General features: G+C 35.7%; 24 protein-coding genes and 2 pseudogenes. 25 read left to right on the top strand and 1 reads right to left on the bottom strand.

Annotation, left to right across the window (positions count from 1 at the left end; all coding sequences use genetic code 11):
* Positions 1 to 628: 628 nt before the first annotated feature.
* From P2Q73_RS09020 to P2Q73_RS09065, 10 genes and pseudogenes are all read left to right on the top strand, one after another.
* Entirely contained in the window at positions 629 to 1,411 is a 783-nt protein-coding gene (locus P2Q73_RS09020) for an ABC transporter permease subunit (protein ID WP_275786111.1), read from the top strand.
* Between the two features lie 5 nt (positions 1,412 to 1,416).
* A complete protein-coding gene (locus P2Q73_RS09025; protein WP_275786114.1) occupies positions 1,417 to 2,442 on the top strand; it encodes an ABC transporter permease in 1,026 nt (341 codons plus the stop codon).
* Between the two features lie 816 nt (positions 2,443 to 3,258).
* Complete coding sequence (locus tag P2Q73_RS09030; protein WP_275786115.1) at positions 3,259 to 3,780, top strand: protein kinase family protein; 522 nt, start codon at positions 3,259 to 3,261, stop codon at positions 3,778 to 3,780.
* 461 nt (positions 3,781 to 4,241) lie between these two features.
* Complete coding sequence (locus P2Q73_RS09035; RefSeq protein WP_275786117.1) at positions 4,242 to 4,697, top strand: hypothetical protein; 456 nt, start codon at positions 4,242 to 4,244, stop codon at positions 4,695 to 4,697.
* 849 nt (positions 4,698 to 5,546) lie between these two features.
* Complete coding sequence (locus P2Q73_RS09040; RefSeq protein ID WP_275786119.1) at positions 5,547 to 8,069, top strand: EAL domain-containing protein; 2,523 nt, start codon at positions 5,547 to 5,549, stop codon at positions 8,067 to 8,069.
* A gap of 139 nt (positions 8,070 to 8,208) precedes the next feature.
* The gene (locus P2Q73_RS09045; protein WP_275786122.1) at positions 8,209 to 8,766 is read left to right on the top strand and encodes a GNAT family N-acetyltransferase; all 558 of its coding nucleotides are present in this window, start codon (positions 8,209 to 8,211) and stop codon (positions 8,764 to 8,766) included.
* 807 nt (positions 8,767 to 9,573) lie between these two features.
* Positions 9,574 to 9,783 (top strand): annotated as a pseudogene (locus P2Q73_RS09050) (alcohol dehydrogenase catalytic domain-containing protein); the annotation flags it as partial.
* Positions 9,784 to 9,819: 36 nt separating this feature from the next.
* Entirely contained in the window at positions 9,820 to 10,431 is a 612-nt protein-coding gene (locus P2Q73_RS09055; RefSeq protein WP_275787428.1) for an NAD(P)-dependent alcohol dehydrogenase, read from the top strand.
* 1,208 nt (positions 10,432 to 11,639) lie between these two features.
* On the top strand, positions 11,640 to 11,798 hold the full coding sequence (locus P2Q73_RS09060; protein WP_275786125.1) for a hypothetical protein: 159 nt from the start codon (positions 11,640 to 11,642) through the stop codon (positions 11,796 to 11,798).
* A gap of 35 nt (positions 11,799 to 11,833) precedes the next feature.
* The gene (locus tag P2Q73_RS09065) at positions 11,834 to 12,625 is read left to right on the top strand and encodes a phosphotransferase enzyme family protein (RefSeq protein ID WP_345798842.1); all 792 of its coding nucleotides are present in this window, start codon (positions 11,834 to 11,836) and stop codon (positions 12,623 to 12,625) included.
* A gap of 355 nt (positions 12,626 to 12,980) precedes the next feature.
* On the opposite strand, the gene P2Q73_RS09070 is transcribed toward P2Q73_RS09065, so the two are convergent.
* A complete protein-coding gene (locus P2Q73_RS09070) occupies positions 12,981 to 13,355 on the bottom strand; it encodes a hypothetical protein (RefSeq protein WP_275786131.1) in 375 nt (124 codons plus the stop codon).
* Positions 13,356 to 13,614: 259 nt separating this feature from the next.
* On the opposite strand from P2Q73_RS09070, the pseudogene P2Q73_RS09075 reads away from it, so the two are divergent.
* The 15 genes and pseudogenes from P2Q73_RS09075 to P2Q73_RS09145 all read left to right on the top strand — a co-directional run.
* Positions 13,615 to 13,989, top strand: a pseudogene (locus tag P2Q73_RS09075) (DUF2441 domain-containing protein); the annotation flags it as partial.
* A gap of 701 nt (positions 13,990 to 14,690) precedes the next feature.
* Positions 14,691 to 16,007, top strand: coding sequence for a phenylacetate--CoA ligase family protein (locus P2Q73_RS09080; RefSeq protein WP_275787430.1), 1,317 nt, complete (start codon positions 14,691 to 14,693; stop codon positions 16,005 to 16,007).
* 15 nt (positions 16,008 to 16,022) lie between these two features.
* Positions 16,023 to 17,042: an NAD(P)/FAD-dependent oxidoreductase gene (locus P2Q73_RS09085; RefSeq protein ID WP_275786133.1), complete on the top strand. Its 1,020-nt coding sequence runs from the start codon at positions 16,023 to 16,025 to the stop codon at positions 17,040 to 17,042.
* Positions 17,043 to 17,064: 22 nt separating this feature from the next.
* Positions 17,065 to 17,304, top strand: a complete 240-nt coding sequence (locus P2Q73_RS09090) for a ferredoxin (protein ID WP_275786135.1) — start codon at positions 17,065 to 17,067, stop codon at positions 17,302 to 17,304.
* A 121-nt stretch (positions 17,305 to 17,425) separates the two neighbouring features.
* Positions 17,426 to 18,379, top strand: a complete 954-nt coding sequence (paaA, locus tag P2Q73_RS09095; protein ID WP_275786137.1) for a 1,2-phenylacetyl-CoA epoxidase subunit PaaA — start codon at positions 17,426 to 17,428, stop codon at positions 18,377 to 18,379.
* An 18-nt stretch (positions 18,380 to 18,397) separates the two neighbouring features.
* Positions 18,398 to 18,745 carry a 1,2-phenylacetyl-CoA epoxidase subunit PaaB gene (gene paaB, locus P2Q73_RS09100; RefSeq protein ID WP_056832136.1) on the top strand — a complete coding sequence of 116 codons (348 nt, stop codon included), beginning with the start codon at positions 18,398 to 18,400 and terminating at the stop codon, positions 18,743 to 18,745.
* Positions 18,742 to 19,554: a 1,2-phenylacetyl-CoA epoxidase subunit PaaC gene (paaC, locus tag P2Q73_RS09105; protein WP_275786141.1), complete on the top strand. Its 813-nt coding sequence runs from the start codon at positions 18,742 to 18,744 to the stop codon at positions 19,552 to 19,554. The genes paaB and paaC overlap by 4 nt, the downstream gene beginning before the upstream one ends.
* Before the next feature lie 28 nt (positions 19,555 to 19,582).
* Positions 19,583 to 20,083 carry a 1,2-phenylacetyl-CoA epoxidase subunit PaaD gene (gene paaD, locus P2Q73_RS09110; protein ID WP_275786143.1) on the top strand — a complete coding sequence of 167 codons (501 nt, stop codon included), beginning with the start codon at positions 19,583 to 19,585 and terminating at the stop codon, positions 20,081 to 20,083.
* A gap of 16 nt (positions 20,084 to 20,099) precedes the next feature.
* A complete protein-coding gene (locus P2Q73_RS09115; RefSeq protein WP_056832140.1) occupies positions 20,100 to 20,402 on the top strand; it encodes an EthD family reductase in 303 nt (100 codons plus the stop codon).
* Positions 20,402 to 21,178 carry an enoyl-CoA hydratase/isomerase family protein gene (locus P2Q73_RS09120; protein WP_275786145.1) on the top strand — a complete coding sequence of 259 codons (777 nt, stop codon included), beginning with the start codon at positions 20,402 to 20,404 and terminating at the stop codon, positions 21,176 to 21,178. Before P2Q73_RS09115 ends, P2Q73_RS09120 begins: the two co-directional genes overlap by 1 nt.
* Before the next feature lie 12 nt (positions 21,179 to 21,190).
* The gene (locus P2Q73_RS09125; RefSeq protein WP_275786148.1) at positions 21,191 to 21,964 is read left to right on the top strand and encodes an enoyl-CoA hydratase-related protein; all 774 of its coding nucleotides are present in this window, start codon (positions 21,191 to 21,193) and stop codon (positions 21,962 to 21,964) included.
* 14 nt (positions 21,965 to 21,978) lie between these two features.
* On the top strand, positions 21,979 to 23,496 hold the full coding sequence (locus P2Q73_RS09130) for an aldehyde dehydrogenase family protein (RefSeq protein ID WP_056832144.1): 1,518 nt from the start codon (positions 21,979 to 21,981) through the stop codon (positions 23,494 to 23,496).
* 77 nt (positions 23,497 to 23,573) lie between these two features.
* Complete coding sequence (locus tag P2Q73_RS09135; protein WP_275786151.1) at positions 23,574 to 24,446, top strand: 3-hydroxyacyl-CoA dehydrogenase; 873 nt, start codon at positions 23,574 to 23,576, stop codon at positions 24,444 to 24,446.
* On the top strand, positions 24,443 to 25,648 hold the full coding sequence (locus P2Q73_RS09140; protein WP_275786154.1) for an acetyl-CoA C-acyltransferase: 1,206 nt from the start codon (positions 24,443 to 24,445) through the stop codon (positions 25,646 to 25,648). The genes P2Q73_RS09135 and P2Q73_RS09140 overlap by 4 nt, the downstream gene beginning before the upstream one ends.
* 159 nt (positions 25,649 to 25,807) lie before the next feature.
* A complete protein-coding gene (locus P2Q73_RS09145) occupies positions 25,808 to 26,584 on the top strand; it encodes an enoyl-CoA hydratase-related protein (RefSeq protein ID WP_275786157.1) in 777 nt (258 codons plus the stop codon).
* The last annotated feature ends 16 nt before the right edge of the window (positions 26,585 to 26,600 follow it).

Below are 26,600 nucleotides of genomic sequence, written 5' to 3' on the forward strand. Positions count from 1 at the left end.
TGGGTTTCGGTGGACTATTATAGACACCTTTTAACCTTTCATTCTCTGTGGTGCAGTTCTATTTTGAGCTGCATGGATTGCTATACGGGTGCATTATTCAAGTAGAGAAACGTCCTTAATACGTTGCTCCTTTTACATTTAAATTTACTCCTGATAATACTCCTTCATTAATATTCCGTATAACTGAGCGTAAAACCTGGTAGTTTCACTTTTCTCATGACTCATAAGACTTTGTATGACTTCCTAAGGGCTCCATCACTCACAAATGAGTTGCATTGCTGTACTTTAAGTGATGAATTATTATAGAAAGCTATGTCAAAAAGCCAATGAAATTTAAGGGGACACTTTAAATGTCCGGTGAGTAAAGGTATCAACAAGGTCGACTTAAAAGAAGCAGTTAATAAATTGTGTTAACAAGTAAATATTCAGTGATTAAATCGAAACAGGTAATTTATGAAGTTGAATCAGTAGGTTGAAAATACTGTCTCTTAGTTTATAATTGAAAGTATATATAATGGTTATTATTGGGAATGAGGGGATTCTGATCAGTGTTATATGGGATAATATTTGTCGTTTTATTTGCGTAGTTATTGGTTTAATTCTCCTAAGTGCCTTTGTAGGGGTATTTATGAATGGACTTCAATTGGATTTTAATTCATATATAGACATAGTTCTTCTTATCATTAAATCATTAATTCTTCCACAAACTATAGAATTCACAGGACCAACAGGATTTGAGTATTCTATATTTACAAACTTCTGGGATTCCTACTTATATTCTGCATATATATTTCTTGCTGCATTATTCTTATCAATAGTACTAGGTATCTTCGTTGCTTATCTAACTACATTATTACCTAAAAAAATTAACTTGTTTACTATAAGAATTGCCTCACTATTAGAGTCGTTACCAGACTTGTTTATAATTATAGTAATTCAGTTTTCTGTTTTATTTTATTTTAAACAAACTGGGATCCAATTGTTTTCAATTGTTGGTACGGCCCAGAATAGATCCTATATACTACCAACAGTAGCTTTGACGTTAATCCCATCTTTAATGATTTATAAAGTTGTTCTTTTCCTGGTGAATGAAGAATTGAAGAAATCATACGTACAATTAGCAAAGAGTATAGGTTTCAACAAATCTCAAGTATTTTTCATTCATGTTTTAAGAAATATTACTCCAAGTATTATTCTGCAAAGTAAGTCTGTCATCATAATTTTGTTATCTTCCATGGTAATCTTTGAAAAACTTTTTAATATAAATGGAATTTTCACGTTTTTAATAACTTATCCAGAACCTGAAATCATTGCTTTTACACTTATTATGATTTATTTGCCTATTTTTATAGTTAATACATCGCTGATTGAATATATTCATAGAAAAACAGGGCAAAGATTGGAATGGTGATTTAAATGAGTATAGCGAAGAGAACTTTTCGAAATAAACTATTCCTATTTGGATTTATCATAATCAGCGGCCTATTGTTAGCTAGCATTTTATATTTTATAATTTATCATGATCGTATACCTACGGCTCCATTATTGTTTGATAATAATGGGAAACCAATACCAGCACCGTATAGTGGAATACTTTATCCACCCTTTGGTACTGATAACTTTGGAAGAAATATTGCAATAGTGATGCTTATAGGTGCGAAATATACTATATTTGCAGCTATTGCTATTACACTAATAAGAGTTGTCCCTTCTTTATTTTTTGGATTCCTTATTCATTTTTACTTAGGAAAATTCAAGAAACCAATTAAATACATTGCTGATTCTATTAATTATTTTCCAGTTACCCTTTTTGCTTTTTTAATATTAAACTGGATAAGTTTTGAATCGATATTAATGCAAGAAGGTATTTATTCGATTTGGGAATTAGTATTAATATATATTTTAGTTCTATCTATTTTTTTTATTCCTTTCAATTCAGTATTAATTGCAAATGAAGTCCAACTAATAAGTAAGATGGAATTTATTGAATGCTCTCGAACTTTAGGGGCAACCACATGGCATATCATTTCAAAGCATATTAGAACTTTTTTAGTTCCAAAGTTATATTTAATTTTAATAAAAGAGTTTATGCAGTCACTCATTCTCATGGCTCACTTAGGTGTATTGAAAGTATTTATTGGGGGAATCACTTTTAAAGAAGATTTATTTGGGATATCTAGACCTGTTTCTCCATCAAGTGAATGGGCAGGTACCTTAGGTATGTGGTGGAGTTTCCTATGGACTTCATATCCTTGGATATCGTTAATACCTATTATCCTATTAACTGTTTTAATATTAGCTGCTAAATGTATATTAGATGGATTACAAAATGTTTTGTTAACAGATGAGCGGGTAGCAAAAACTGTAGATGAAGACTTAAATGTGAAATTTAAAAATCTGAGTGCATTTCAGTTACTTAAACACAAAAAAAATTCAGAATGATTTTTCTAAGTTAAAAGCAACAAGTAGAGCTCGTAATCTTTCTTATGTCTAAGTTGTTAGCATGTTTTTTCAATATTAGTGGTGACTTGTATATTCTTTATCCTTAGACGCCTATATATTGGCGTCTTTCTTTTGAAAAGGTTTTTAAAGGAAGTTTGATTTATTGTAAATGGTATTATTGCTGTCGTCTCCCCTACATCAAATAAAAGAAGTTTCATCTCAAATAGATATTTATATTAAAATAACAATAATTTTTGTGAAGGAATATACTTCAACTAACGCAGCAGGTTAGTTGAATAAGAAGGTTTTTTTTGGAAAGGTGTTGAATAAGTTAAAGCATGTAAACTTTTGAACAAACACCCGAGTGTGAGGAACTAAATATTTAATCCACCAATTTCCGAAGATGACGACTATATAATCATAGAACAATAGCAAGGTTGTAGTACTGTCCGTTGCATTACTACACCAGTTAACGAGGGTTCTGTTCTATCTCATTTCATAAATCAATGGGTTTTTCCGTATCCTTAAAAACTGATTATGCTGGTCCGGGACAAGACCGTATTTTATTTTCTATAAATATTGCTACTTAAAATTTTTCTTATTTAACTAACGGGTGCTTTAGTTAAACATGACCATCATTTCGATGGTCTATTTTTATGTCCAAAACATCAAGTAAATTTCGGGGATCCATTGTGAAATGTTACACTTAAACTAACGGGGCAGGTTAGTTGAAGAAGGGGTTTTATTTCAAATTGCAGAATATCTATGAAAAGGTATGGGTTAACAAAATAGATGCAAAAGACGGGGGCGGCACTATTGAGCGAAGAAATTTATAAAACTGTAGAACAACTGATAAAGAAAACAAATAGAAAAGAGACTGTAATTGCGATAAATAACTTACAAAAAAATAAAGATGGATTTAGTAACGACATTTCAATGTTTCATCTTACTTACTCTCAAGGTGAGGATATATTCTCCAAGGAAGTTGTCTTAAAAGAATTTAGTGAAAATGTGAAGTTTAATAAAGAATTAAATATTCTAAGGAGTAAGGATGTAAATTCGTGCATTAATATTCCAACTGTTTATTTTGAAGATAAAGAAAAGAGAATAATGTTGATGGAACTAATAAAGGGAGTTACTCTGGACAAATATTACTTAGCAAACCCAGAGGATATACAGTCAGCATTTAGAAATTTTGGTGTCACGCTCGCACAAGTTCATTCAATTTGCACTGATACGGTTCGTGACTTTTTTACGGATAACGATTTACGACAAAAAGAGTATATCAATTTCTACATAGAGAGTTTAAAAACCATTTTGCTGATGAAGTTACAATAGAATACGAGGATACTGACAGTAATGTTGTCTATAAGTTCACTGGTTGCTACAAAACAGAATTTGAACACAACATTGGACATGAAAAAGATGTGCCAGTGAAAGAATTAACTCGCTTACAAATACCGTACTTTCTCCATAATGTTGATGTAGGAAGTGTTATATTTGAAGGAATCGAACTTTACATTTATAAAATAGGCATGTCACCTATGAGCATAGAAATATGGTGTAAAGAAATACAAGTCCAGAAGCGTACTCAATAGGTATTTATTAAACCAAGTGTATATCGTTAATGATGAGGTAGTTTTGCAGTATCTCTTCAACAAGTAATTTTTATTACAATTGGTACGATGATCTTATCTAAACTTAAGAAATAATCTTCTTCAGTTTCTTAAATTCCACATACTTATTAGTTATGAAACAAAAAAAATGTTTGCCTAACGGCTAAAAAGTAGGTTTTTAGTTTGAAAAAGTATGAAAAAATGTTAATTGCATTTAACAACGAAGAGTTTAATTGCTTTGCTTTAAAAGGAAGTTTGTTGTATATCGCAAACAAGAGAGATACTAAAAAAGGGCTTTATAGATTACGTAATGATCTTCATTATTTTGTTTCCATAGACAATCAACGATTGCCCTCTGAATTTGGAGTAGTAAAGAAACTAGATGTACCCATCTCTGCAATGGAGTTAGCAGAACTTGATTATGTTAGTAGTAAAAAGGATACGTCATTATTAACTGCTGATGTGGTGAAGGAGTATGAATGGTTCCTCGATAAAGTTAATTCTCAACCTGAAAATACGCCTATGGCTGTAACTTGGCTCGAAAGAGTGTTTCCTAAAAAGGAAAAAGTACTTCGCCTACATAAAGTATTCTTCTCTGGTTTAACAAAGGAAGAAAAACAAGAATTGTTTAAGAATTAATACTAGCTGGTAGAAAGATCTTCGACTAAAGGTAACTCTAGTGAAGACTTTGAATTCGGACAGTTTTATTCATTTGTAATGGTTTGGAAAAAAGGATTTTCAACTCTAGAAAAGGCAATAATGTGTTGTAATTAAGTAACGATGAGTAAGTCGGAACTGAACCTGTTTTATGGCATCCTTGTGCTATATATGTTGATAAACTATAAGGCTAAATCAACTAACGGAGCAGGTTAGTTGAACAAGGATTAAGAATTCTTTTCTATGCCTCGAGAAAAAGTAATGGATACATTAAATCAACTATTACATATGCCAAATGAAAACTTTGATGAGTTGGCAGAATATTGTCATATACTTGATGAAAGAGAAATCACCAACCGATGATTCGGATGGTGGTTTTTTAATTATGTTTTTTTGATTATAGCAGTGTTTCTTATTGAACTACCGTGTATATAAGTTTCTTCAAAAAAAGGGAAATGACATATTAAATAAGACCCTACTCAATCCTCAAAAAGAAAAGAGCTTTAATGAATAAGACTATTGATTACAGTTTTAAGATTATTATTAGGATTCGCATATCTTAACCATTTTCATTCTCGGTGGTGCAGCACGGATGGCTAACGTGGCAGGTAAGTTTAAAAAGACTATACATAGGGAAAATAAGTACGAATTTATTGTATCCCATTTCTTAGTAACTTTTAAAAATAGATTATCAGCTCTTTCTATAGGTTTCTGGTAAAACTATCTTTTTTTTATTGTTATATATGGTAAAGTTATAGGTATCATGATAAACTATTTGAATATCTAAAAACAGGACTTTAGAATCAAAAAAAGTAAGGAGGAGCTTATACCATGGCAAAGCATATAGATAAAGATACTTTTTACCGTTCCTTGTTTGAGCATAACCCAGAGATTGCCCTTTATTTAGATAGAGAAGGTGTTATTGCTAAAGCAAATCAAAATCTGTCTAAATTGATAGGGTATAAGGTTGAGGAAGTTACCGTTACCCCATTTATCAAGTATTTACCAAAGCACGAACAAGATAATTATCACAAAATTTTCTTAGAAGTCCTTAACGGAGAACCAAAAAATATGGATTCTTTCTTTGTACACAAAAATGAGGAGAGCATACCGATTCATATTATACTGATTCCTGCGATTGTAGAGGGGAAAGTCACTGGTGCTTTCGGAATTATAATAGATAAATCTGAAGCACGAAAAATTGAAAATAGTTTAATGGAATCGGAGGCGAAGTTTAGAGGTATTGTGGAAGAAGCTTTGGTAGGTGTTTATATCTTAAAGGATGAACATCTCTTATATGGTAATCCATACTATCATCAACTATTAGGAACTAAGTACCCTGAAGTCAATTTCAATATTATTAATTATATTCATCCTGAAGATATTAATGAACTCCAATCCACTTTTGATTCGTTAATAGCCGGAGAAGAAGGAATAACACATTATTGTCGTGTAATTCGTAAAGATGGATCTGAGATAAGAATAGAAGCACATTCAAAATTAATTTATATAAATAGAGACCCAATAATTTTAGGTACAATTATAGATATTACAGAGAGAGAAAAATCTTGGGAACAGATCAATTTTCTTGCATACTATGACCAATTGACAAAGTTACCAAATCGAAAGTCCTTTGAAGAAACATTGGAAAAGGAATTAGTAATCGCTAAAACGTTGGGTCAGAGGATGGCAATTATGTATCTTGATTTGGATAGATTTAAATATACAAATGATACACTGGGTCACCGTGTTGGGGACGAGTTATTGAAAGCTATTTCTAATCGCATTCAGATAGTACTTGGATATGGACACCAACTGTTTAGGATGAGCGGTGACGAGTTTGCAATCATTTCTCCTAATTGTATAAACATCAACATGGTAATTGACATAGCTAATCAAATTATTAGTTCAATGGAAGAACAATTTGTCATTGGTCCATATAGACTCTTTATGACGACAAGCATTGGCATCAGCCTTTACCCGACTGATGGTGTGGATTCAATCTCTCTCATGAAAAATGCAGCTGCAGCACTACATATCGCAAAAGGAGAAGGGAAAAATACATTTAAAGTTTATTCTTCTACAATGGATATTCGGACATTTAGGGCTTTTAAGTTAGGTTCTGACCTTCGTTTTGCACTAGAAGAGAATCAAATGGAGTATTACTTTCAGCCAAAGGTAAGCACAGAGAATAATAAAATAATAGGGGCAGAAGCGTTGATTAGATGGAATCATCCAGAATGGGGGATACTATCTCCAAATGAGTTTCTTCCGATTGTTGAAGAAAATGGGTTAATAGCTGAAATGGGTAAAAAAATGAATTGGAAGGTAGCCAAGCAAATTAAAGCTTGGCAAGAAATGGGCTTACCACAAATACCTATTTCAGTGAATTTATCAGCAAAACGATTTTTGGATAAAAACCTCGTAAGTAACTTTCAGGAGATTTTGGCCGACACGAAACTCGATCCTGAGTTTCTCGAAATCGAAATTACTGAAACTTCTATGTTAGAAACTGAGAAAATTGTGTTGACGACTTTAAATGATCTCATGAGAACGGGAATAACTATTTCCTTAGATGACTTTGGTACAGGATACTCATCACTTTCTTATCTAACCAAGTTTAAAAAATATATCAATACATTGAAGATTGACCGTTCTTTTATAACACATTTAAGTACACATGAGGAGAATGAATCTAACCTCATCACTCAAACAATGCTTAAACTTGCAGAAAGCTTGAAGATGAACGTTGTAGCTGAAGGAGTAGAAACTTATGAACAATATCATCTTTTAAAGCAAATGGGATGTAAGATAGTTCAGGGGTATTTACTCTCAAAGCCCCTACCAGCTACCGAATTTGAAGAATTATTAAAGATAGGGACAATTGTTATACCAAATGCCCCCAAATTAGATAATCGAACATTAGAGGAACGAAGAAAGTTTTTCAGAGTCCCTCTTCATTTCCCGCTAAGTGGTTCAATGACTCTTACACGAATCAATGGTCGTACAGTGGACGTAGGAAAAACAGTAATATTAATTGAGGATATTGGAATTGGTGGACTTCGCTTTTTAACAGATTTAAAGCTTACAGTAAATTCTAATATCATTTTTGAATTTGAGACTTACTTATTTGGAGAGACAATTAAACTACTTGGCTCTATAGTTTGGATGAATGAAGTAAAACCCTATATTTATCAATATGGCTTAGAATATGCTATAGATGAGAGCGAACGTGCTGAGCTTACGCCATTTTTAAATAAACTTCTTATAAAGCTTCGCAAAGCCCCTTTAGTCCCTGACTGTAGTTTTGTAACTGAGGATCGTTACACTTTTATAAAAAAATTACGCAATTAAAGATTAAAGCACTTTTTTGACTGATAGGGGCAGGTTAGTCAAAAAGAGAAGTAAGATTGTGAAATATTGTACTTAAACTAACGGGTGCTTTACTTCAAGAATGAGTATTTCTCAGCAAGTAATTAGTGGAGGGGATTAAATGAAGATTGAGAAAATATATGGTGATTTACCTATCTTAGAAACAGAACGTCTAATTCTTAGAATGGTCACTATTGAAGATATTGAAGATATGCATCTATACGGTTCAGATGAAGAAGTATCTAAGTATGTAACTTGGAATACCCATGAAACAATATCTGATACAAAAGGTTTTGTTGAATTTGTATTGAACAAATATGAAAACAAGCAGGTTTCACCATGGGGAATTGAATACAAGAAAAATGGAAAATTTATCGGGACTATCCATTTTGTTTGGTGGCAACCAAATCACCAAATTGCTGAAATCGGATATGTTATTTCTAAAGACTATTGGGGAAAAGGTTTAACTACTGAAGTAGCAAAGGAAATAATAAAATTCGGTTTTGAAGAAATGGATTTAGTTCGTATTCAAGCAAGGTGTGATGTAGAAAATATCGGTTCAGCACGAGTAATGGAAAAAGCAGGAATGTCTTTTGAAGGGATAATTAGAAAAGGTATATTTGTAAAAGGGAAACATCGAGATTTAAAGATGTACTCTATCTTAAAAGAAGAGTTTTAATTATTTCACTGAAATTCGAACTTGAAGATAAAATTTCTTGTTCAACTAACAGGTGCTTTAGTTAAAGATAGTTGAGCTGCTAGATGGCTCTTTGTGGAATACAAGTAGGCAGATTAAGGGGGAGTTTTGTGAAGTTATTGTTATCCATTCTATTAGCTGGTGTTTTAGGTATCTAGAATCTATATCTTGTGTGCAATTATTGTCGGAGTTATTTTCAGGTCATTTATTTTAATTAATGAGATTCATAAACAAGTAGTACTAGCCAATAGCAATGTCAGGGTGAAAGAGGCGTACGAAAGATATATAAAAGAGAGAGCCGATAAAGAACAGAAAATTAATGTATGACGTTTTTCAACTAACGGGTGCTTTAGTTAAACAAGACCGTCATTTCGATGGTCTATTATTTTGTCCTAAACATCAAGTAAATCTCAGAAATATATTGTGAAATGTTACACTTAAACTAACGAAGCAGGTTAGTTGAAAAAGAAACTTGATTCATTAATAGTTTTGATAGAAAAAGCATTTAGAGTTCTAAATAAGGATTAAATAGTATATAGATACAGAGAATTACTTATTTTTCACAACCACGAGACTAATCCACCCCCTTCTTTCATGAAGAAAGAAGGAATTTCCGACTACATTATTGAAAAGAGTAAAGGTTACTCAAGATGAGGAAATCTTATTAATTGATAGAGAATAAAGGAGGTTAGACAGATAAAAGCAGCTATTTACAGATCCTATGGTCCCCCCGAAGTCCTGGAGATAACAGATGTCGAACTACCATCCATCAAGGATGACGAAAGGGTATTGATCAGAGTGCATAACGCTTCGATCAATGCATATGACAATCTGTTTCGAAAGGGCTATTTGCCTACCAGGTTAGAGAATGGTCTTTCAAAACCCAAAACATTAATACTGGGCTTAGACGTTGCAGGTACTGTTGAAGCGGTCGGCAAAAATGTACACAGATTCAAGGTTGGAGATTATGTTTTCGGGAGTTGTCTCGGATCACATGCAGAATTTGTCTGTCCTCCCCAGGGTGTTCTAAGTTTTATGCCGAAGAACGCAACCTTTGAGGAGGCAGCGGCTATACCATGTGCTGCTCAAACAGCGCTGCAAGCATTACGAAATGTAGCACAGATAAAGCAAGGCCAAAGAGTTTTGATCTATGGTGCATCAGGTGGTGTTGGACACTTTGCTGTTCAGCTTGCCAGATACCTTGGGGCTGAAGTAACCGCAGTTTGTAGTACCTCGAATCTTCAGTGGGTTAAAGACCTTGGGGCACATTACGTGATAGATTATACCAAAGAAGATTTCGCGGATAACGGAAAAAAGTACGATGTCATTCTGGATGCGGTTGGTAAGCGGACCTTTTTCAGTTGTTTGCGTTCTCTAACTGAGAGAGGTATTTATATAACAGAACATCCAATTTATCCCAAGTATCACCCGTTTCAATTGATGATAAGTCCTTTAATTGGTCGCAAGAAAGCAAAGGTGCATCTTACAAAACCTAATGACAAGGATTTAGATTTCTTACGCGTGCTTGTGGAGGAAGAGAAAGTAAAACCCGTTATTGAGAAGTGCTATCCATTGGATCAGATTATACAGGCTCACAGGCATCTTGATGGAGGACGCACAAAAGGGAAAATCGTCCTTGAAATCTAAATGGTATGATTGTCATTCTAATGGAAAATTAATATTCCACATGAAACGTTTTGTATAGTGAAATTTAATAGATAATTCAGCTACCATGAAAATAAAGTTTCTTCAAAAAAAGAAAAAATAAGACCCTACTCTATCGTTAAAAAAAGTGGAGAGCTTTAATAAATAAGACTATTGATTACAGTATACCGGATTAAGGTCAGTATTAGTATTAACCATTTTCATTCTCGGTATTGCAGCACCTATTTTGTGCTGCATGGATTGCTAACGGGTGCTTTAGTTTTACAAGACCATCACTTCGATGGTCTATTTTTTTATATGAAACATCAAGTAGTTCTCAGAAATCCATTGTGAAATGTTACACTTAAACTAACGCAGCAGGTTAGTTGAAGAAGGATTTCGGTAATTGGAGGTGTTTTTCTTGAGATTAAGCAATCAAGAGATGTTGGATAAATTGGGTACGGCTTATATAGATGAAGAATTAAAGGTACTGTCGTATGATCCATAAAAATGGTTTAGTACAAATGAGTTATGGGGATAGCGGAGAAGAACGTACTATTCTATTTGAGAGTTGCTTATCTGTAACATTTAATAAGTGGCACACAGGAAATATTAGTTTCTTTTTTCACGAAATCACCATTGAGGATATTGAAATTGACGGTCAGCAATTTTATAAGTGCAACCTTGTGATACCAATGATGGATTGTCAAATAACGTGTCAATCAATTGAAATAAGTTGAACAAGCCTGAGAGGACATTGGTTCAAGTAGATGCACTTACTGAACTAAAGACGCAGTTTTGTTCAACAAGAAAACATTATAAAAAGAGGTTATATAAAGTGTAATTAATCGGTGATTGAAGTAATGATATGGGTAAGAAAATATGGATATTAATTAGTTTAGTTCTGACGGTAGTCCTCGTATGGTGAAAAAGGGTATCTCAAATGACAGAAACAGGAGCATAGCAATTTATGCTCCCTGTCTTTTTTTATTTAAATTCGAAAAGAACCATCTAGGCAGAAAATAGCAAAAGAAGGTAATAGTAATTTTATGTAGAATTAGAATATGTCTGGCTATTGATTTTTTAGCCGAAACTTAAGGAAGGGGTGACATATTGAAAATGATAGAATTTCAAAATAGTATGCTGATGAGAGGGATTATCTCTTAACTAAGGTTTAATCCTCTCAAAAGTAATGGGAGGAAAAATAAAAGATGATGAATTTAGGAAACATGGTAAGAGGATTATCTTCCGATACTGTTGCCCAGAGTCTCATTCAATTCTGGGAATATGACGAGGGAACTTTGGAGGTTTGGCGTGCAAGTTCAAACTTTGTGTATGCTTTTGAATATAACCAAGTTCAATATTTTTAAGATTTAGTTTTGATCAAGATAACTCTATTGAACAAATAAAAGCTGAGCTAGAGTTCATGCAGTATTTACAATTGAATGAATTTCCAACTGTAACACCAATCTACTCAATAAGTGGAAAACTAATTGAAACACTAAAGACTCCAGAAGGAACATATATTGCTGTTGTCTTTAGTGCGGCAAACGGTATAAATTTGGATTCCGATACAATTACCGAAAAACAGATGGAGGAATGGGGAAAATCACTTGCCACACTTCATTGTTTGTCTAAGACTTTCGAACCTGTATCTGAAAGAAGAAAGAGTTGGTTGGACACGGTACAGTTCATGGAAAGTGTATTTCAAAAGCATCCAAGGGAACAATTAGCCCTTCAAGAGCTACGCAGGGTAACCACTTGGCTTCAATCGATACCTACTGGAAATGATGTGTACGGATTGATACATTATGATTTCCAATTGGATAATATCTTTTTTGAAGAGAATAAGGATCATAGTTTCAATATCATCGACTTTGATGATGCAATATATCACTGGTATGCACTTGATATTGTAACAGCCCTTGATGATTTTATTGATGATGACAATCCCCATTCAAAATTACTAATTCAGTCTTTTTTGAACGGATATCGTTCCATTACTGTCCTAGAAAATGATGCAGTGGCTCAGTTTCCACAGTTTCAAAGATATGCGAACTTATATAAGTTTTCCAAATTGCTAAGATCTTTGGATTATGGCAAAATTAATGAAACTCCACCTTGGTTTGATGAATTAAAGGTAAAGTTAGTTCGTGTTGCAGATGAATTAAGACTGAGCTTTCAAAAACCATGGTAAAAGGAACAAGATATCTCGTAAAAAATTGATTTTATGTTTATAACGCGTAATGAAGATAAAGGAGTTGCAGGTCAATTTATTTTGATCTGCAACTCTTTTTTACTAAAGACGCAGATTAGTGGAAGTCCAATATAAAAATAGTCCATTCATTAGATAATACTGATTACAATAATAAAGAATTTGTAATTGAAGATATAGATGGAAGATGGATTGGATTCAGGATTAAAGTCAGTTAAAAGAGAAAAGTTAAGTTTGTGAAAAAATGTACTTAAACTAACGGGTGCTTTAGTTAAAGATGGATAAATAAAAAAAGTCGATTCCTTAATACTGGAATCGGCTTTTTAAAGGTTGATAATCACAATCGCTTTTCTGCTAATTTTTGCTTTTGGAATCCATATCTATATAAACCTAGCAAAAGAGGAAACATGATAATAAAGGTAAAAACAGCAAGAAAAATAATTCCTTCTGTTCTTAGTTCAGCATCTTGAAACCCATAATAAAGTATAGATACAATTACATCTATTACAGTAACTATGAGTATGATTTTCCAAAAAGATTGAGAATAGAATTGTTTCTTATATACATAACCATAAAATCCTACTGTGTTAATAATGGCAATAATTGTACTCACAATTCTTAATACAGTTTCTCCCCCACCATATTCATTTTCTAAAAACATTGACACTATCAACAAAACTAACATTATCCAAAAATAAGTTTTCCAAAGCATCCTTATACCTCCAATTTCCTATATATTATATTGGCACGTATTTCTTTATTAATCTACATACAATAATTCCCAAAGAACCTGTTTGGTGTGTGTTGGGAACCTCGTTATTGAACTAACGGGTGCTTTACTTCAAGAAGGAGTAAAGCTTTTTTTCTTATTGAACTAAAGCGGCTGGTTAGTTCAAAAAGGTACCCCTTTTGTTTTGGTACGAATTATTTAGGTGAAGACAGATAGGAGATAGACTATGAAAGAGAATTAGATGTATGTTTATCATATAGTTACTAGGAAAAAAATGAGTCTAGGTCAAATAATTAGCTTTGACAAGAATCAAAGAAATATCTTATTTAGCTTCTTTTTTAAAAGAGAACAATGGAATTCTAAAGGAGAAGACTTTTTTCGGATTTTACAAGAACATTATTGAAATGAAGGCTTGTACTTGAATAAAGAAAATGCCGATGTAGCTATTAAGTATGCAGACCAAACAATGAGAGCTATCAGAGAAGTAATAGTAGAAATGGTCAGACTACAAGAATATCCAAAATACCCTTCAAGAATGTCTTGTTTATACGCTGCAAAAAACTATGAAGACGTATTGAAATGGAAAGAATTATTTGATTCATTTAATTTGAATATAGATATTACAGAGGAAGGATTTATAGCAAATCAAAGGTTGTTTATTGAAGCTGAAATAAAACGGTATCATGAGTTGCCAAATAGTAAAATAATATTTGATAGAGAACCATAAGATATAGAATTTTATACTTTGCATTTTCCTAAAGCTAACGGATTTACATGGAATATAGAAGATCAATTAAAAAAAGAACTTCAAGAATTACGGCAATGTCGTTCTGATATGATTTTATATTTGGATGGTAACGAAGAAGCTCTTCGAAAGAGAATGCAGGAGGAATGGACAATTTGTTTTTTAAAGAGGAATAACTTTTTGTAACAATATCAATTTATTCACTCACATAATTTTATGCAAACGATTTTTAAACGCTGTCCTTTTCACTTAGGATCAGCGTTTTCTTGATTCTTCTTAGGACATTGAACTGTTCCTTTCTTTTTCCTCGATTTTATTTCTACCATTCCCCCTCCACTAAACGTTGTCTCAACCACAGTCGAGAGTTCACTTTTTTGTAATACGATAATGAAGATAAAAAAATTCTGAATTTTGTGTTGACTTATACGATTCGAACTATTAATCTAATATCATATTACTGTATATTATATCTCCGTATTTTATTTGTTATATGAGACTGATGTTGATAACTCCATTCCATAAAGAAAGAAAACTAGGAGGAATGATGTTTGTATAATCCATTAATTGAAACGATGCAGCGTAAAGATATGGAAAGCCTACAGCTAGATCGACTCCGTAGTACAGTTAAGAACGTTTATGAGCATGTTCCATTTTATCGAAAGAAATTTGATGAGCTTGGGATTAAGCCAGAAGATATTCAAAGTTTAGAAGATTTAACGAAGCTGCCATTTACAATAAAAAAAAATTTGCGAGATCATTATCCTTTTGGATTATTTGCAGTATCACAAGAAGAGGTTGTTCGGATTCATGGATCTTCGGGAACGAGTGGGAAACCAACAATTGTTGGATATACAGCAGAGGATATAGAAATGTGGGCTGAAGTTGTAGCGCGTTCAATTGTGGCGGCAGGTGGTAAAAAGACAGATATTTTCCATAATGCATATGGCTATGGTTTATTTACAGGGGGAATCGGGCTCCATTATGGTGCGGAAGTTCTCGGAGCAACGGTTGTGCCAATATCAGGTGGAAACACGGAAAGACAGATTACATTAATAGAAGATTTTAAACCTAGAGGCATTTGCGGGACGCCTTCATACATGTTGAACATAGCGGAGAAAATGAAAGAGAAGGGTATAGATCCGAGGCAATCATCGATGGAATATGGAATTTTCGGAGCGGAGCCATGGTCGGAAGAAATGAGAAAAAGGCTAGAGCAAACTTTCCATTTGAAAGCAGTTGATATTTACGGATTGAGCGAGATTATTGGACCAGGTGTCTCCGTTGAATGTTATGAAGCTCAAAATGGTCTACATGTACAAGAAGATCATTTTTACATCGAGGTAATTAATCCTAAAACACTTGAACCAGTTGCTGAAGGGGAAGAAGGAGAGTTAGTTTTTACAAGTTTAACGAAGAAAGCGCTTCCAATCATTCGATATCGCACTGGTGACATTTCGTCCATAACACGCGAGAAGTGTACTTGCGGCAGGACTTTGACGAGAATGTCGAGGGTGAAAGGTCGTACAGATGATATGTTGATTATACGTGGAGTGAATGTCTTTCCAACGGAAGTAGAACGGGTTCTTTTACAGGTGGAAAATCTTGTACCTCATTATCAAATTCATTTAATTAGAAAAGACGCGATGGACATCGCCGAACTACATGTAGAAATAGATAATAATCTCTATGAAAAAATCAATGGTGATTTAAGCGATTCACAAGTAACTCAACTGAAATTAGAAATTCAAAGTTCATTGAAATCGAGCTGTTTAGTGTCTATGGATATTGTTTTTAATAGTCCTAAAACGATACCAAGATCTGAAGGAAAAGCGATTCGAGTTGTAGATTCTCGAGATAAAAATGTAATAGGTGTGAAAGTTCATAGTTAGAAGGAGGAAGTCTGCTTGTCTCACAACGAGGAAATTTTTGATGTAACCATAATTGGGGGAGGACCAGTTGGCTTATTCACTGCGTTTTATGCTGGCCTTCGAAATATGTCTTGTAAAATAATTGAAAGTCTTCCGCAGCTAGGTGGACAATTATCCGCTTTATATCCTGAAAAGTATATTTACGATGTTGCAGGTTTCCCTAAAATAACAGCGCAAGACCTCATCGATAGATTAAAGAAGCAAATGGAGCAATTTGAACAAACAGTTTGTTTGAATGAAGCAGTGGAAGAGATAGAAAGACAACCTGACAATTCTTTTAAACTATTGACGAACAAAGGGACCCATTTTTCTAAGACAATCATTATTACTGCAGGAAACGGGGCATTCCATCCGAAAAAACTGGATCTTGTAAATTCTTCAAAATTTGAAGAAACTAATCTTCATTATTTTATTAATGATTTACAAAAATTTGAGGGAAAAAAAGTTCAGTTGTTCGGCGGTGGTGATTCTGCTGTAGACTGGGCTCTTATGCTAGAACCAATTGCAGAAAAAGTAACATTGGCTCATCGCCGTGATAAGTTCCGAGCACATGAACATACTGTGGAAATGTTGAAGAATTCATCTGTAGATGTATTAACTCCATTTGTTCCTTCTGCATTTATAGGAGAAAAACGAATTAAACAAGTCGAGTTAATAGATGTGAAAGGCAATGAAACAATGATTATCGATGTTGATGATGTCATTGTCAATTATGGTTTCGTGTCCTCTCTTGGTCCAATCAAAAATTGGGGATTTAATTTGGATAAAAACAGCATTGTCGTAAATTCAAAAATGGAAACAAATATTGCAGGAATTTACGCTGCCGGTGATATTTGCACATATGAAGGAAAAGTGAAGTTAATCGCAAGTGGATTTGGTGAAGCGCCGACTGCTGTTAGCAACGCAAAAGTGTTTATCGATCCAACGTCTAAAGTTCAGCCTCTTCACAGCACTAGTGTTATGGATAAACCGAAGAGACAGGCTGAAAAAGTCTGATAAACATAGGAAGGAAGACATTATGCCAAAGTATACAATTGTTGATCAAGAAACATGTATTGCATGTGGATCTTGTGGAGCCAGTGCACCAGACATCTTCGATTATGATGATGAAGGACTTGCGTATGTAATTCTTGATGAAAATAAAGGGACAACTGAAGTACCTCTAGAGTTGCAAGAAGATTTAGAAGATGCGTTTGATGGATGCCCTACAGATTCTATAAAAATAGCTACCAGCCCAATAATAATAGAAATGGTTTAAAGTGGGCTAAATTTTATAGACTAGCATAATTTTTAAATGATATAACGTTATATAGTTATAACGTCATTAAAACGTTATATACAATCGTATAAAGGCATAACTTTATTAAGGGGGGTTAGATATGACCAATTTGCAAAATGCGGCGGAAGAAGAACAATTGGCTCATTTCATGCAGCGAATTGAACGTGGCGACAAGATTGAAGCAGATGATTGGATGCCAGAAGAATACAGACTGACATTGATTAGATTGATTTCAATGCATGGCATTAGTGAAATAATGGGGGCACTTCCTGAAAAAGAATGGGTACCTAAAGCTCCTTCGTTAAATAGAAAGCTAGGCATTATGGCAAAAGTGCAAGATGAAATGGGTCACGGCCAGTTGCTTTTGCGGGTAACGGAAGACTTACTAGTTCCTTATGGAAAAAACCGTGGAGATATAATGCAAGACTTATTTAATGGAGATTTGAAATTCCATAACGTTTTCCATATGGAAACGAAAACTTGGGCGGACGCTGGAATTATTGGTTGGCTCGTTGATGGAGCTGCTATTATTACACAAACAAATATGCTTGGGGCTTCTTACGGACCGTATGCAAGAGCACTACAGCGAATTTGTGCAGAAGAGGTGTTTCATGCTCAACATGGTGAATCAATTATCATGGCGCTCGCTGAAGGTACAGATGTACAAAAGGCGATGATTCAGGAATCTCTCAATCGCTGGTGGGAAGCTCTGCTCATGTTCTTTGGACCGGCAAGCAAAGAGACGACAGGATCGTCGAAACAAGACTTGACGATAAAATATAAAATTCGTACTAAGACAAACGAAGAATTTAGACAACTTTTTTTTGATAAATACATTCCGCGTATTTTATCTCTTGGTTTGACCATTCCGGATCCGACACTCCGTTTTGATGAAGAGAGTAAGCTTTGGTCTTATAAACAGCCAGATTGGAATGAATTTAAGAAAATCATAAAAAACGGAGGACCACGTTCACATGCACGTCTGAATTTACGAAGGTCATCTTACGAAAATAATGCATGGGTGCGTGATGCGCTGAGCGTGAAAGCCACCTAGCGAAAGGAGGCAGAATAAATGGCCGAAGAGAAAACATTTTATCAAGAATATGAAGTATTTAGCAAGCGAACGCCAAGCTCTGCTTTCCAACATCAATTTAGCTTATTAGCACCAAATGAAGATATGGCATTTATTTTGGCACAGGAAAACTTCATGAGACGTGAACCGGTTGCTGACATTTGGATTGTGAATCGAAAGAATATTCGAAAGATGGATGTAGAAGAGAAGATGACGCTTGGCAGACTTGACAATAAAGATTATCGGACAACAAAAGGTTATGGTTACTTAAAGAAAAAGTGGCGCCAGTACGAGCAGCAAATATTGGATGAAAAAGAGATTCTATCATGGGGAGGAGAGCGTAAATGAATGAAAATGAAACAGTCATGAGCCAGGAGTATAAAGAAGCATTAACAAGTTTATTATTCCAGCTTGCCGATGATGATTTCTTGTACGCCTATCGTGGATCTGAATGGCTCGGACTCGCTCCCCATATTGAAGAAGACGTCGCTTCTTCTTCCATTAGCCAAGACAGCATGGGGCATGCAGCGATGTTCTATAAACTACTCGAAGATTTAGGAGTAGGAAATGCAGATGATCTTGCCCATTCACGTCCTGCACTGGAAAGAAAAAACAGCGTTTTGATGGAGCGAGTGAATGGTGAAGGTTATTATATGGAAACCCCCTCATATGATTGGGCTTATCAAGTTGTCAGAAGTTATTTTTACACACAGGCGAAAAAGATAAAAATCACTTCTTTATGTGAAAGCTCGTACAGTCCACTTGCAGATACTGCAGTAAAAGTGAGAATGGAGCTTTATTATCACAGGCTACACTGGGAAACGTGGTTTAAGCAATTACTTAGCTCTACAGATGTAGCGAAAAAGAAAATGGAAGAAGCTATCAAAAAAGTAATGGATGATTTTGGTGATGTATTCTCTTATGGAAACGAAAAATTACTAATTGAAAAAAGTAAATTAATAAGTAGTGAAGAGAGTTTGAGAGATAAATGGAAAGCAAGTATCGAACCAGTATTTGCGGCGCTTAAAATGGAAGTTCCAAAGATATCGGATAAGCCTACAAAAAACGGACGAAACGGTGAACATACGCAAGACTTGGTAGAAGCACTACACACACTTTCAGAAGTTTACAAATTCGATCCAATAGCAACTTGGTAATTTTCGAAAATGGAAAGAGGTGACTTGCATGGAAGCATCCATAGAAATTTCTCCTCAGCGCGTATATGAAGTACTTGAAGGGGTAAAAGATCCGGAAATGGATTCCATTAGCATTATGGACCTAGGTATGGTGGGGGAAGTCACTACAGAAGAAAATAACGTAAAGGTAGTTTTGCTCCCTACTTTTTTAGGATGTCCAGCACTCGAAATTATTAAAAAGAATACGATCAATGCTGTAAAAGAATTAGCGGAAGTAAAAGATGTCCAAGTGGAATTCGTCTTTCACCCACCGTGGACATCAGATCGAATAACGGAACGAGGACATGTGAATCTTAGGAAGTTTGGAATTGCACCACCACCAAGACAAATTGAAGCGGACGGTTCATGGCATATTGATTGTGCTTATTGCGGATCTACGTATGTCACGATGGAAAATATTTTCGGTCCGACTGCATGCAGAAGCATTTTGTACTGTAAGAGTTGTAAAAACGTATTTGAAGCTATGAAACCTGTTTCTACATTAATGTAAAGCGAGGAGAAGAAAAATGGCAAAGTTAATCGCGTTGTACAAACACCCTGAAAACAAAGAGGCTTTTGATGCACATTATTTCAACGTGCATGCTCCACTAACAGCGAAGATTCCAGGACTTCGTGAGATGAAAGTGACGAAAGTAACAGGATCTCCAATGGGTGGAGATGGAAAATACTATCTCACATGTGAAATGCATTATGATAGTTTGGATGCACTGCAGGAGGGCTTACGTTCACCGGAAGGAAGAGCTTCTGGTAAAGACTTAATGGGATTTGCAGGTGATCTTGTCACATTAATGATTGGTGAGGAAGCGTAATGAATCGTTTCGAATTCATTGAAACAACTTTAATGAAAAACATAGCAATTATTGAGCTGAATCGACCTCGACAGTTTAACTCATTAAATCGAAAAATGGTCAATGAAATTGTCGTAGCGATGGAGGAATTTGACCGGGATGAAAACGTTCGTGTAATAGTGCTTACTGGTAAAGGACGGTCTTTTTCCGCAGGTGCCGACATTGACGAAATGATGGATGATAATCCAGTAAGCCTAGAACAACTAAATCAATTTGCTGATTGGGACCGTTTTGCGCTCATTAAAAAGCCTATACTCGGTGCGTTAAAAGGGTTTGTCTTCGGTGGTGGATTTGAGCTTGCCCTTTGCTGTGATCTATTAATCGCTAGTATCGGTACTGAATTTTCATTTCCAGAAGTAGGTCTTGGCGTAATGCCAGGTGCAGGAGGAACACAAAGGTTAACGAAACTTGTGGGTCGTACGAAAGCACTCGAGTGGCTCTGGACTGGGGAGCGTATTTCTGCAGAAACAGCTCTCAAACATGGAGTTATTAATAAAATCGTTGCACCTGAACTATTAATGGAGGAAACGATGAAACTGGCAGACCGTCTTGCTAATCAACCCCTTCTATCATTGCGGCTTATAAAAGATTCGGTTAATAAAGCTGTAGATTATCCTTTATATGAAGGAATGCAATATGAGAGAAAAAACTTCTATCTACTTTTCGCTTCGCAAGATCAAAAAGAAGGTATGAACGCATTTGTTGAAAAAAGAAAACCGAATTACAAAGGGAAGTAAGGAGGTCGTTGCATGTTCGAAACGATTCGTTATGATGTCAGAGATGGAATTGCATGGCTTTATTTAAATAGACCTGACAAATTAAATGCATTTACCGCACAAATGAACCGAGAAGTAAAAGATGCGATCAAAGCTGCTACATTCGATGAACAAGTTCGCTGCATAGTCATTTCAGGTGAAGGAAGGGCTTTTTGTTCTGGACAAGATTTGGCAGAAGTCGATGAGAATATGGATCATGGCCAAGTTTTAAGAGATCACTATGGACCGATGATAAAGCAAATTAGACAATGTGAAAAACCGATTGTCGCAGCAGTAAATGGAGTTGCGGCTGGTGCAGGGTTCAGCTTAGCACTTGCTTGTGACTTTAGAATTGTATCGGAACGCGCCAGTTTTTTGAATGCTTTCATACATGTTGGCCTCATTCCAGACTCGGGTAATCTGTATTATTTAACCAAGTTAGTCGGTCATGCTAAAGCTTTGGAATTATCCATTCTTGGAGAAAAGGTATCGGCTACTGATGCAGTCTCATTAGGTCTAGCGAATAAACTTATTCCGTTAGATTTATGGGATGAAGAGGTGTCGGCATTTGCAGCAAATCTTTCTACTTTACCAACAAAGGCGATTGGTTTGATTAAACGATCATTGAGATTCGCTACAGAGCTTACTTTTGAAGACTATCTTGAGCAAGAAGCACAAGGACAACGGATTGCTGGTTTAACAATTGATCACCGCGAAGGTATACATGCATTTATGGAAAAAAGAAAACCTGTTTTTTCAGGACAATAGGGAGAGCTGAGCACATGACAACTATTCGGGATAATGATATCGAGCAAGAGGCAATGAAACGATCGTTTTATCATTTGATTGTTAACGGAGAAAAAATAAAAAGTAGTACAGGTGAAACGATTAAAACTTACAATCCAGCAACAGGTGAGCTAGTTGCGGAAGTTGCAAAAGCGTCTAAAGAAGATGTTGAAAAAGCCGTTGCAAGTGCTCGAGATGCATTTGACAATGGTAAATGGAAAATGTATCCGGTTGGTCGCCGAGCGCAAGTATTGAACAAAATCGCTGCAATAATGCGTTCTCGTTTTAATGAGCTAGTTGAATTGGAAATTCTCGATACTGGTAAAACGCTTCATGCAGCGCAAGGTCAAGTTTCTCAAGCGATTGAAGATTTTGAGTTTTATGCGGGTGCAATTGTTGGTCACCGAGGAGTCGTTAACAATGTTCCTGGCCAATTCCATAACTATACAGAGAAAGAGCCAGTTGGAGTTTGTGCACAAATCATTCCGTGGAACTATCCACTTATGATGGCTGCTTGGAAAGTGGCGCCGGCTATTGCAGTAGGTTGCTCGGTAATTGTAAAGCCAGCTTCCCACACACCATTAACAGCAATAATCTTGGGAGAAATTTGTCTTGAAGCAGGTGTTCCTGCGGGTGTGGTGAACATCCTTCCAGGTTCTGGATCTGATATTGGTAACTTTTTAGTGGAGCATCCTCAAGTGGATAAAGTAGCTTTCACTGGCTCAACGCCTATCGGTAAAGACATTATGGGGAAAGCATCTCAATCGCTAAAACGTGTAACACTGGAGCTGGGTGGAAAATCTCCTAATCTTGTATTTGAAGATGCAGATATTGACGCTGCAGTAGATGGTTCACTGTTTGGTATTTTCTATAATTCAGGTCAATCATGTGAAGCTCGATCTCGTTTGTATGTACATGAGGATATTTACGATGAATTTTTGAATAAGTTTGTTGAAAAAACGAAAAAATTACAGCTAGGCAACCCATTTGATAAAGGAACACATGTTGGTGCAATTATCGATCAAGTTCAACTTGATACAATCGATAGTTATGTACAATCAGCTCGGAAAGAAGGAGCAGAAATTCTTGTTGGTGGAAATGTTTCGAAACCAAATGGATACGAAAACGGATTCTGGTATGAGCCAACGATTATTGCAAATGTAAATCACGATATGACAGTTGTAAAAGAAGAAATTTTTGGTCCAGTTGTTGTATTAATGAAATTTAAAGATGAAAAAGAAGCAATCCGACTTGCAAACGATACAGAGTTCGGGTTAGGCTCAGCCATTTGGTCAAAAGATGGTGCACGTGCGACGCGTGTTGCAAATCAGATCCAAGCAGGCATTGTAATGGTAAACTGTCCATTCTCAGCATTTCCTGGGACACCATTTGGCGGATATAAGCAATCAGGGTTCGGACGTGAGCTATGTATTGAAACGCTAGACCTCTATACGGAAACGAAAAGCATTTTATCTTACTACGGCAGTCGACCACTGAATCCATTCGGACTGTAAAAATAAACTGAAAATACGGACAGGGAAAAATTCAAACCCTGTCCGTATTCTTTCATTAACATAAGGGGAGTAGAATAATGATCAACCATATTGTTATCATAGGTGCAGGTATTATGGGAAGAGGGATTGCTTATGTAGGAGCAGTTGGTGGCTATGCAGTGACAGTTGTCGACAATCATAATTCTGCATTACTAAACGCGAAGAAAGATATAGATAGCATGTTTGAAAAAGGACTTGTGCACGGAAAGATTACATCGGTACAGGTTGAACAAGCAAGACTTAATTTAAGCTATGAAAGCGATCTTTCAAAAGCAGTAAGTACTGCTGATTTAATTATTGAAGCTGTACCTGAAATAACAACTATTAAAAAAGAAGTGTTTGAAACGATAGAAGAACATGCTCCTTCTCATTGCTATTTTGCTACAAATACTTCGACGATGAGCCCAACAGAAATCGCTTCTTTTGGAAAACGACCAGAAAAAACAATTGCGATGCATTTTTTTAATCCTGTACATAAAATGCCTTTAGTCGAAATTGTACGAGGGTTGGAAACAAGTGATGAAACGGCAGAAAGAATTAAAGAAGTAGCTATAAAAATGGGAAAAGAAACTGTTGTCATTAATGAATTTCCAGGGTTCGTAACGAGCCGAATTAGCGCACTTGTTGGTAACGAAGCGTTTTACATGCTTCAAGAAGGGTTAGGTACACCAGAAGAAATTGATAAAGCGATTAAGCTAGGATTAAATTACCCAATGGGACCATTCGAATTAGTAGATTTAGTAGGACTTGATACAAGATTAAATAATTTGAAATATTTACATGAAAAGCTTGGGGAAAAGTATCGTCCTGCACCTCTTTTAGAACAATATGTCAAAGCAGGGCGTCTAGGACGAAAGAGTGGAAAAGGTGTATACGACTATTCTATTGATGAAGAGTTGGTTTCGAAATGAGAGAAGTAGTCATAGTAGATGCTGTCCGAACGCCAATCGGAAGATATAACGGATCACTAAGAGAAGTTCGACCAGATGATTTAGGAGCTATTGTTATTAAAGCACTTGTTGAACGTAATCCGAACCTCCCCGTAAAGGAAATTGAAGAAGTTGTTTTCGGAAATGCAAACCAAGCAGGTGAAGATAACCGCAACGTTGCAAGAATGTCGGCATTGTTAGCTGGCCTACCTGTCGAAGTAGCAGGAACAACTATAAACCGTCTGTGTGGTTCTGGACTTGACGCTGTTATGTACGCTGCAAGAGCAATATCAGTTGGCGAAGGCGATATTTACATCGCTGGTGGCACTGAAAGCATGACGCGAGCACCGTTTGTCATGGCAAAGCCAGATAGAGAGTTCCCACGAGGAAATATGGAACTGCAAGATACAACAATCGGGTGGCGTTTTACAAATAAAAAACTGAAAGAGATGTACGGTGTAGATACGATGCCAGAAACTGCCGAAAATGTTGCAAAGCGATTTCATATAACGCGTGAGGATCAGGATTTATTTGCATTCGAGAGCCAGCAACGTGCTAAAAAAGCTATGGCAGAAAATCGATTTGCGGAAGAAATCGTTCCGGTTATGTATAAGGACCGTAAAGGGAATGAAATCATTGTCGACCAAGATGAACATCCAAGACCAAATACAACGTTACATCAGCTTGGGAAATTAAAACCATTACTTGAAGGTGGTACGGTTACACCAGGTAATGCTTCGGGAGTCAATGACGGTGCATCTGCCTTACTTCTTATGAGTGCGGAAAAAGCAAAAGAATTGAATGTGAAGCCATTAGCAAAATATGTTACAGGCGCAACAGCAGGACTTGAACCAGCTGTTATGGGACTTGGTCCTATTTTCGCTTCAAAAAAAGCACTACAACGTGCAGGGTTGAAAACAACTGACCTTGGTCTTGTAGAATTGAATGAAGCTTTTGCTTCACAATCTCTGGAGTGCATTCGCCAACTAGAATTAGAAAGTGAAAAAGTGAATGTCAATGGAGGAGCAATAGCTTTTGGACACCCTCTAGGTGCGAGTGGTGCTCGAATAGTAACGACACTTTTATATGAAATGAAGAAAAGAAATGTTCAATTCGGAATGGCGACAATGTGTATCGGTGTCGGTCAAGGGATTGCAACTATATTTGAGAATGTATCAGAGTAGGTACTACCATTTTGCTGTCCTTCAAGCGTCAAAGCTCTTTAAAAGAAGAGTAACGACGAGAGAAGGGCATTTTTATAACCAATACAATAGATTGTTCTTGGAACAAAAACAAAGCGACAGGAGTAATTCACTATAGTTGTTCGAATAGGAGATGTCATAATGACGAATATTTTATTAAGAAAAGAAAACAACATTGCATATATCACCATTAATCGAGAAGAAGCTCTGAACTGTTTTAATTACGATACATTGCATCAGCTTCAACAAGTAGTAGATGCTATCTCAATTAATCCGGAAGTGAAAGTGATTATATTTACTGGAGCAGGGGATAGATCTTTTAGTGCTGGTGCCGATTTGAAAGAGCGGAAAACATTAAAAGAATCAGAAGTTAGAAGAAACGTGAAAGCGATACGAGATGTGTTCAACAGTATCGCAAATCTGCCACAGCCAACTATAGCTGCAGTCAATGGGTATGCATTTGGCGGAGGCTTCGAGCTAATGATTGCGTGTGATTTTTCCATTGCAGCTGAAGGAGTGAAAATGGGTCTAACTGAAACAAGCTGGGCAATCATACCAGGAGCAGGTGGGACGCAAAGATTACCAAGATTAGTAGGGGAAATGAGAGCGAAAGAGCTGATTTTCACTGCAAGAAAATTCACGGCAGAAGAAGGAGTCCAGCTTGGAGTGGTATTAAAAGTAGTCCAAATAGAAAATCTTCTGAAGTCTTGTGAACAACTAGCAAATGAAATAATGAAAAATGGTCCTGTAGCAATTAAACAAGCGAAGTATGCAATTACACAAGGAATGAATACCGACTTGCATACAGGGCTTGCAATTGAGTCTAAGGCATACGAATTAACAATCCCAACTGAGGATCGCTTAGAAGCGTTACTTGCATTCAGTGAGAAAAGGAAACCAGTCTTTTTAGGGAAATAATTAGTAAACTCTAATA

The organism is Bacillus sp. Cr_A10 (assembly GCF_029222665.1).
GTDB lineage: Bacteria > Bacillota > Bacilli > Bacillales_A > Planococcaceae > Psychrobacillus.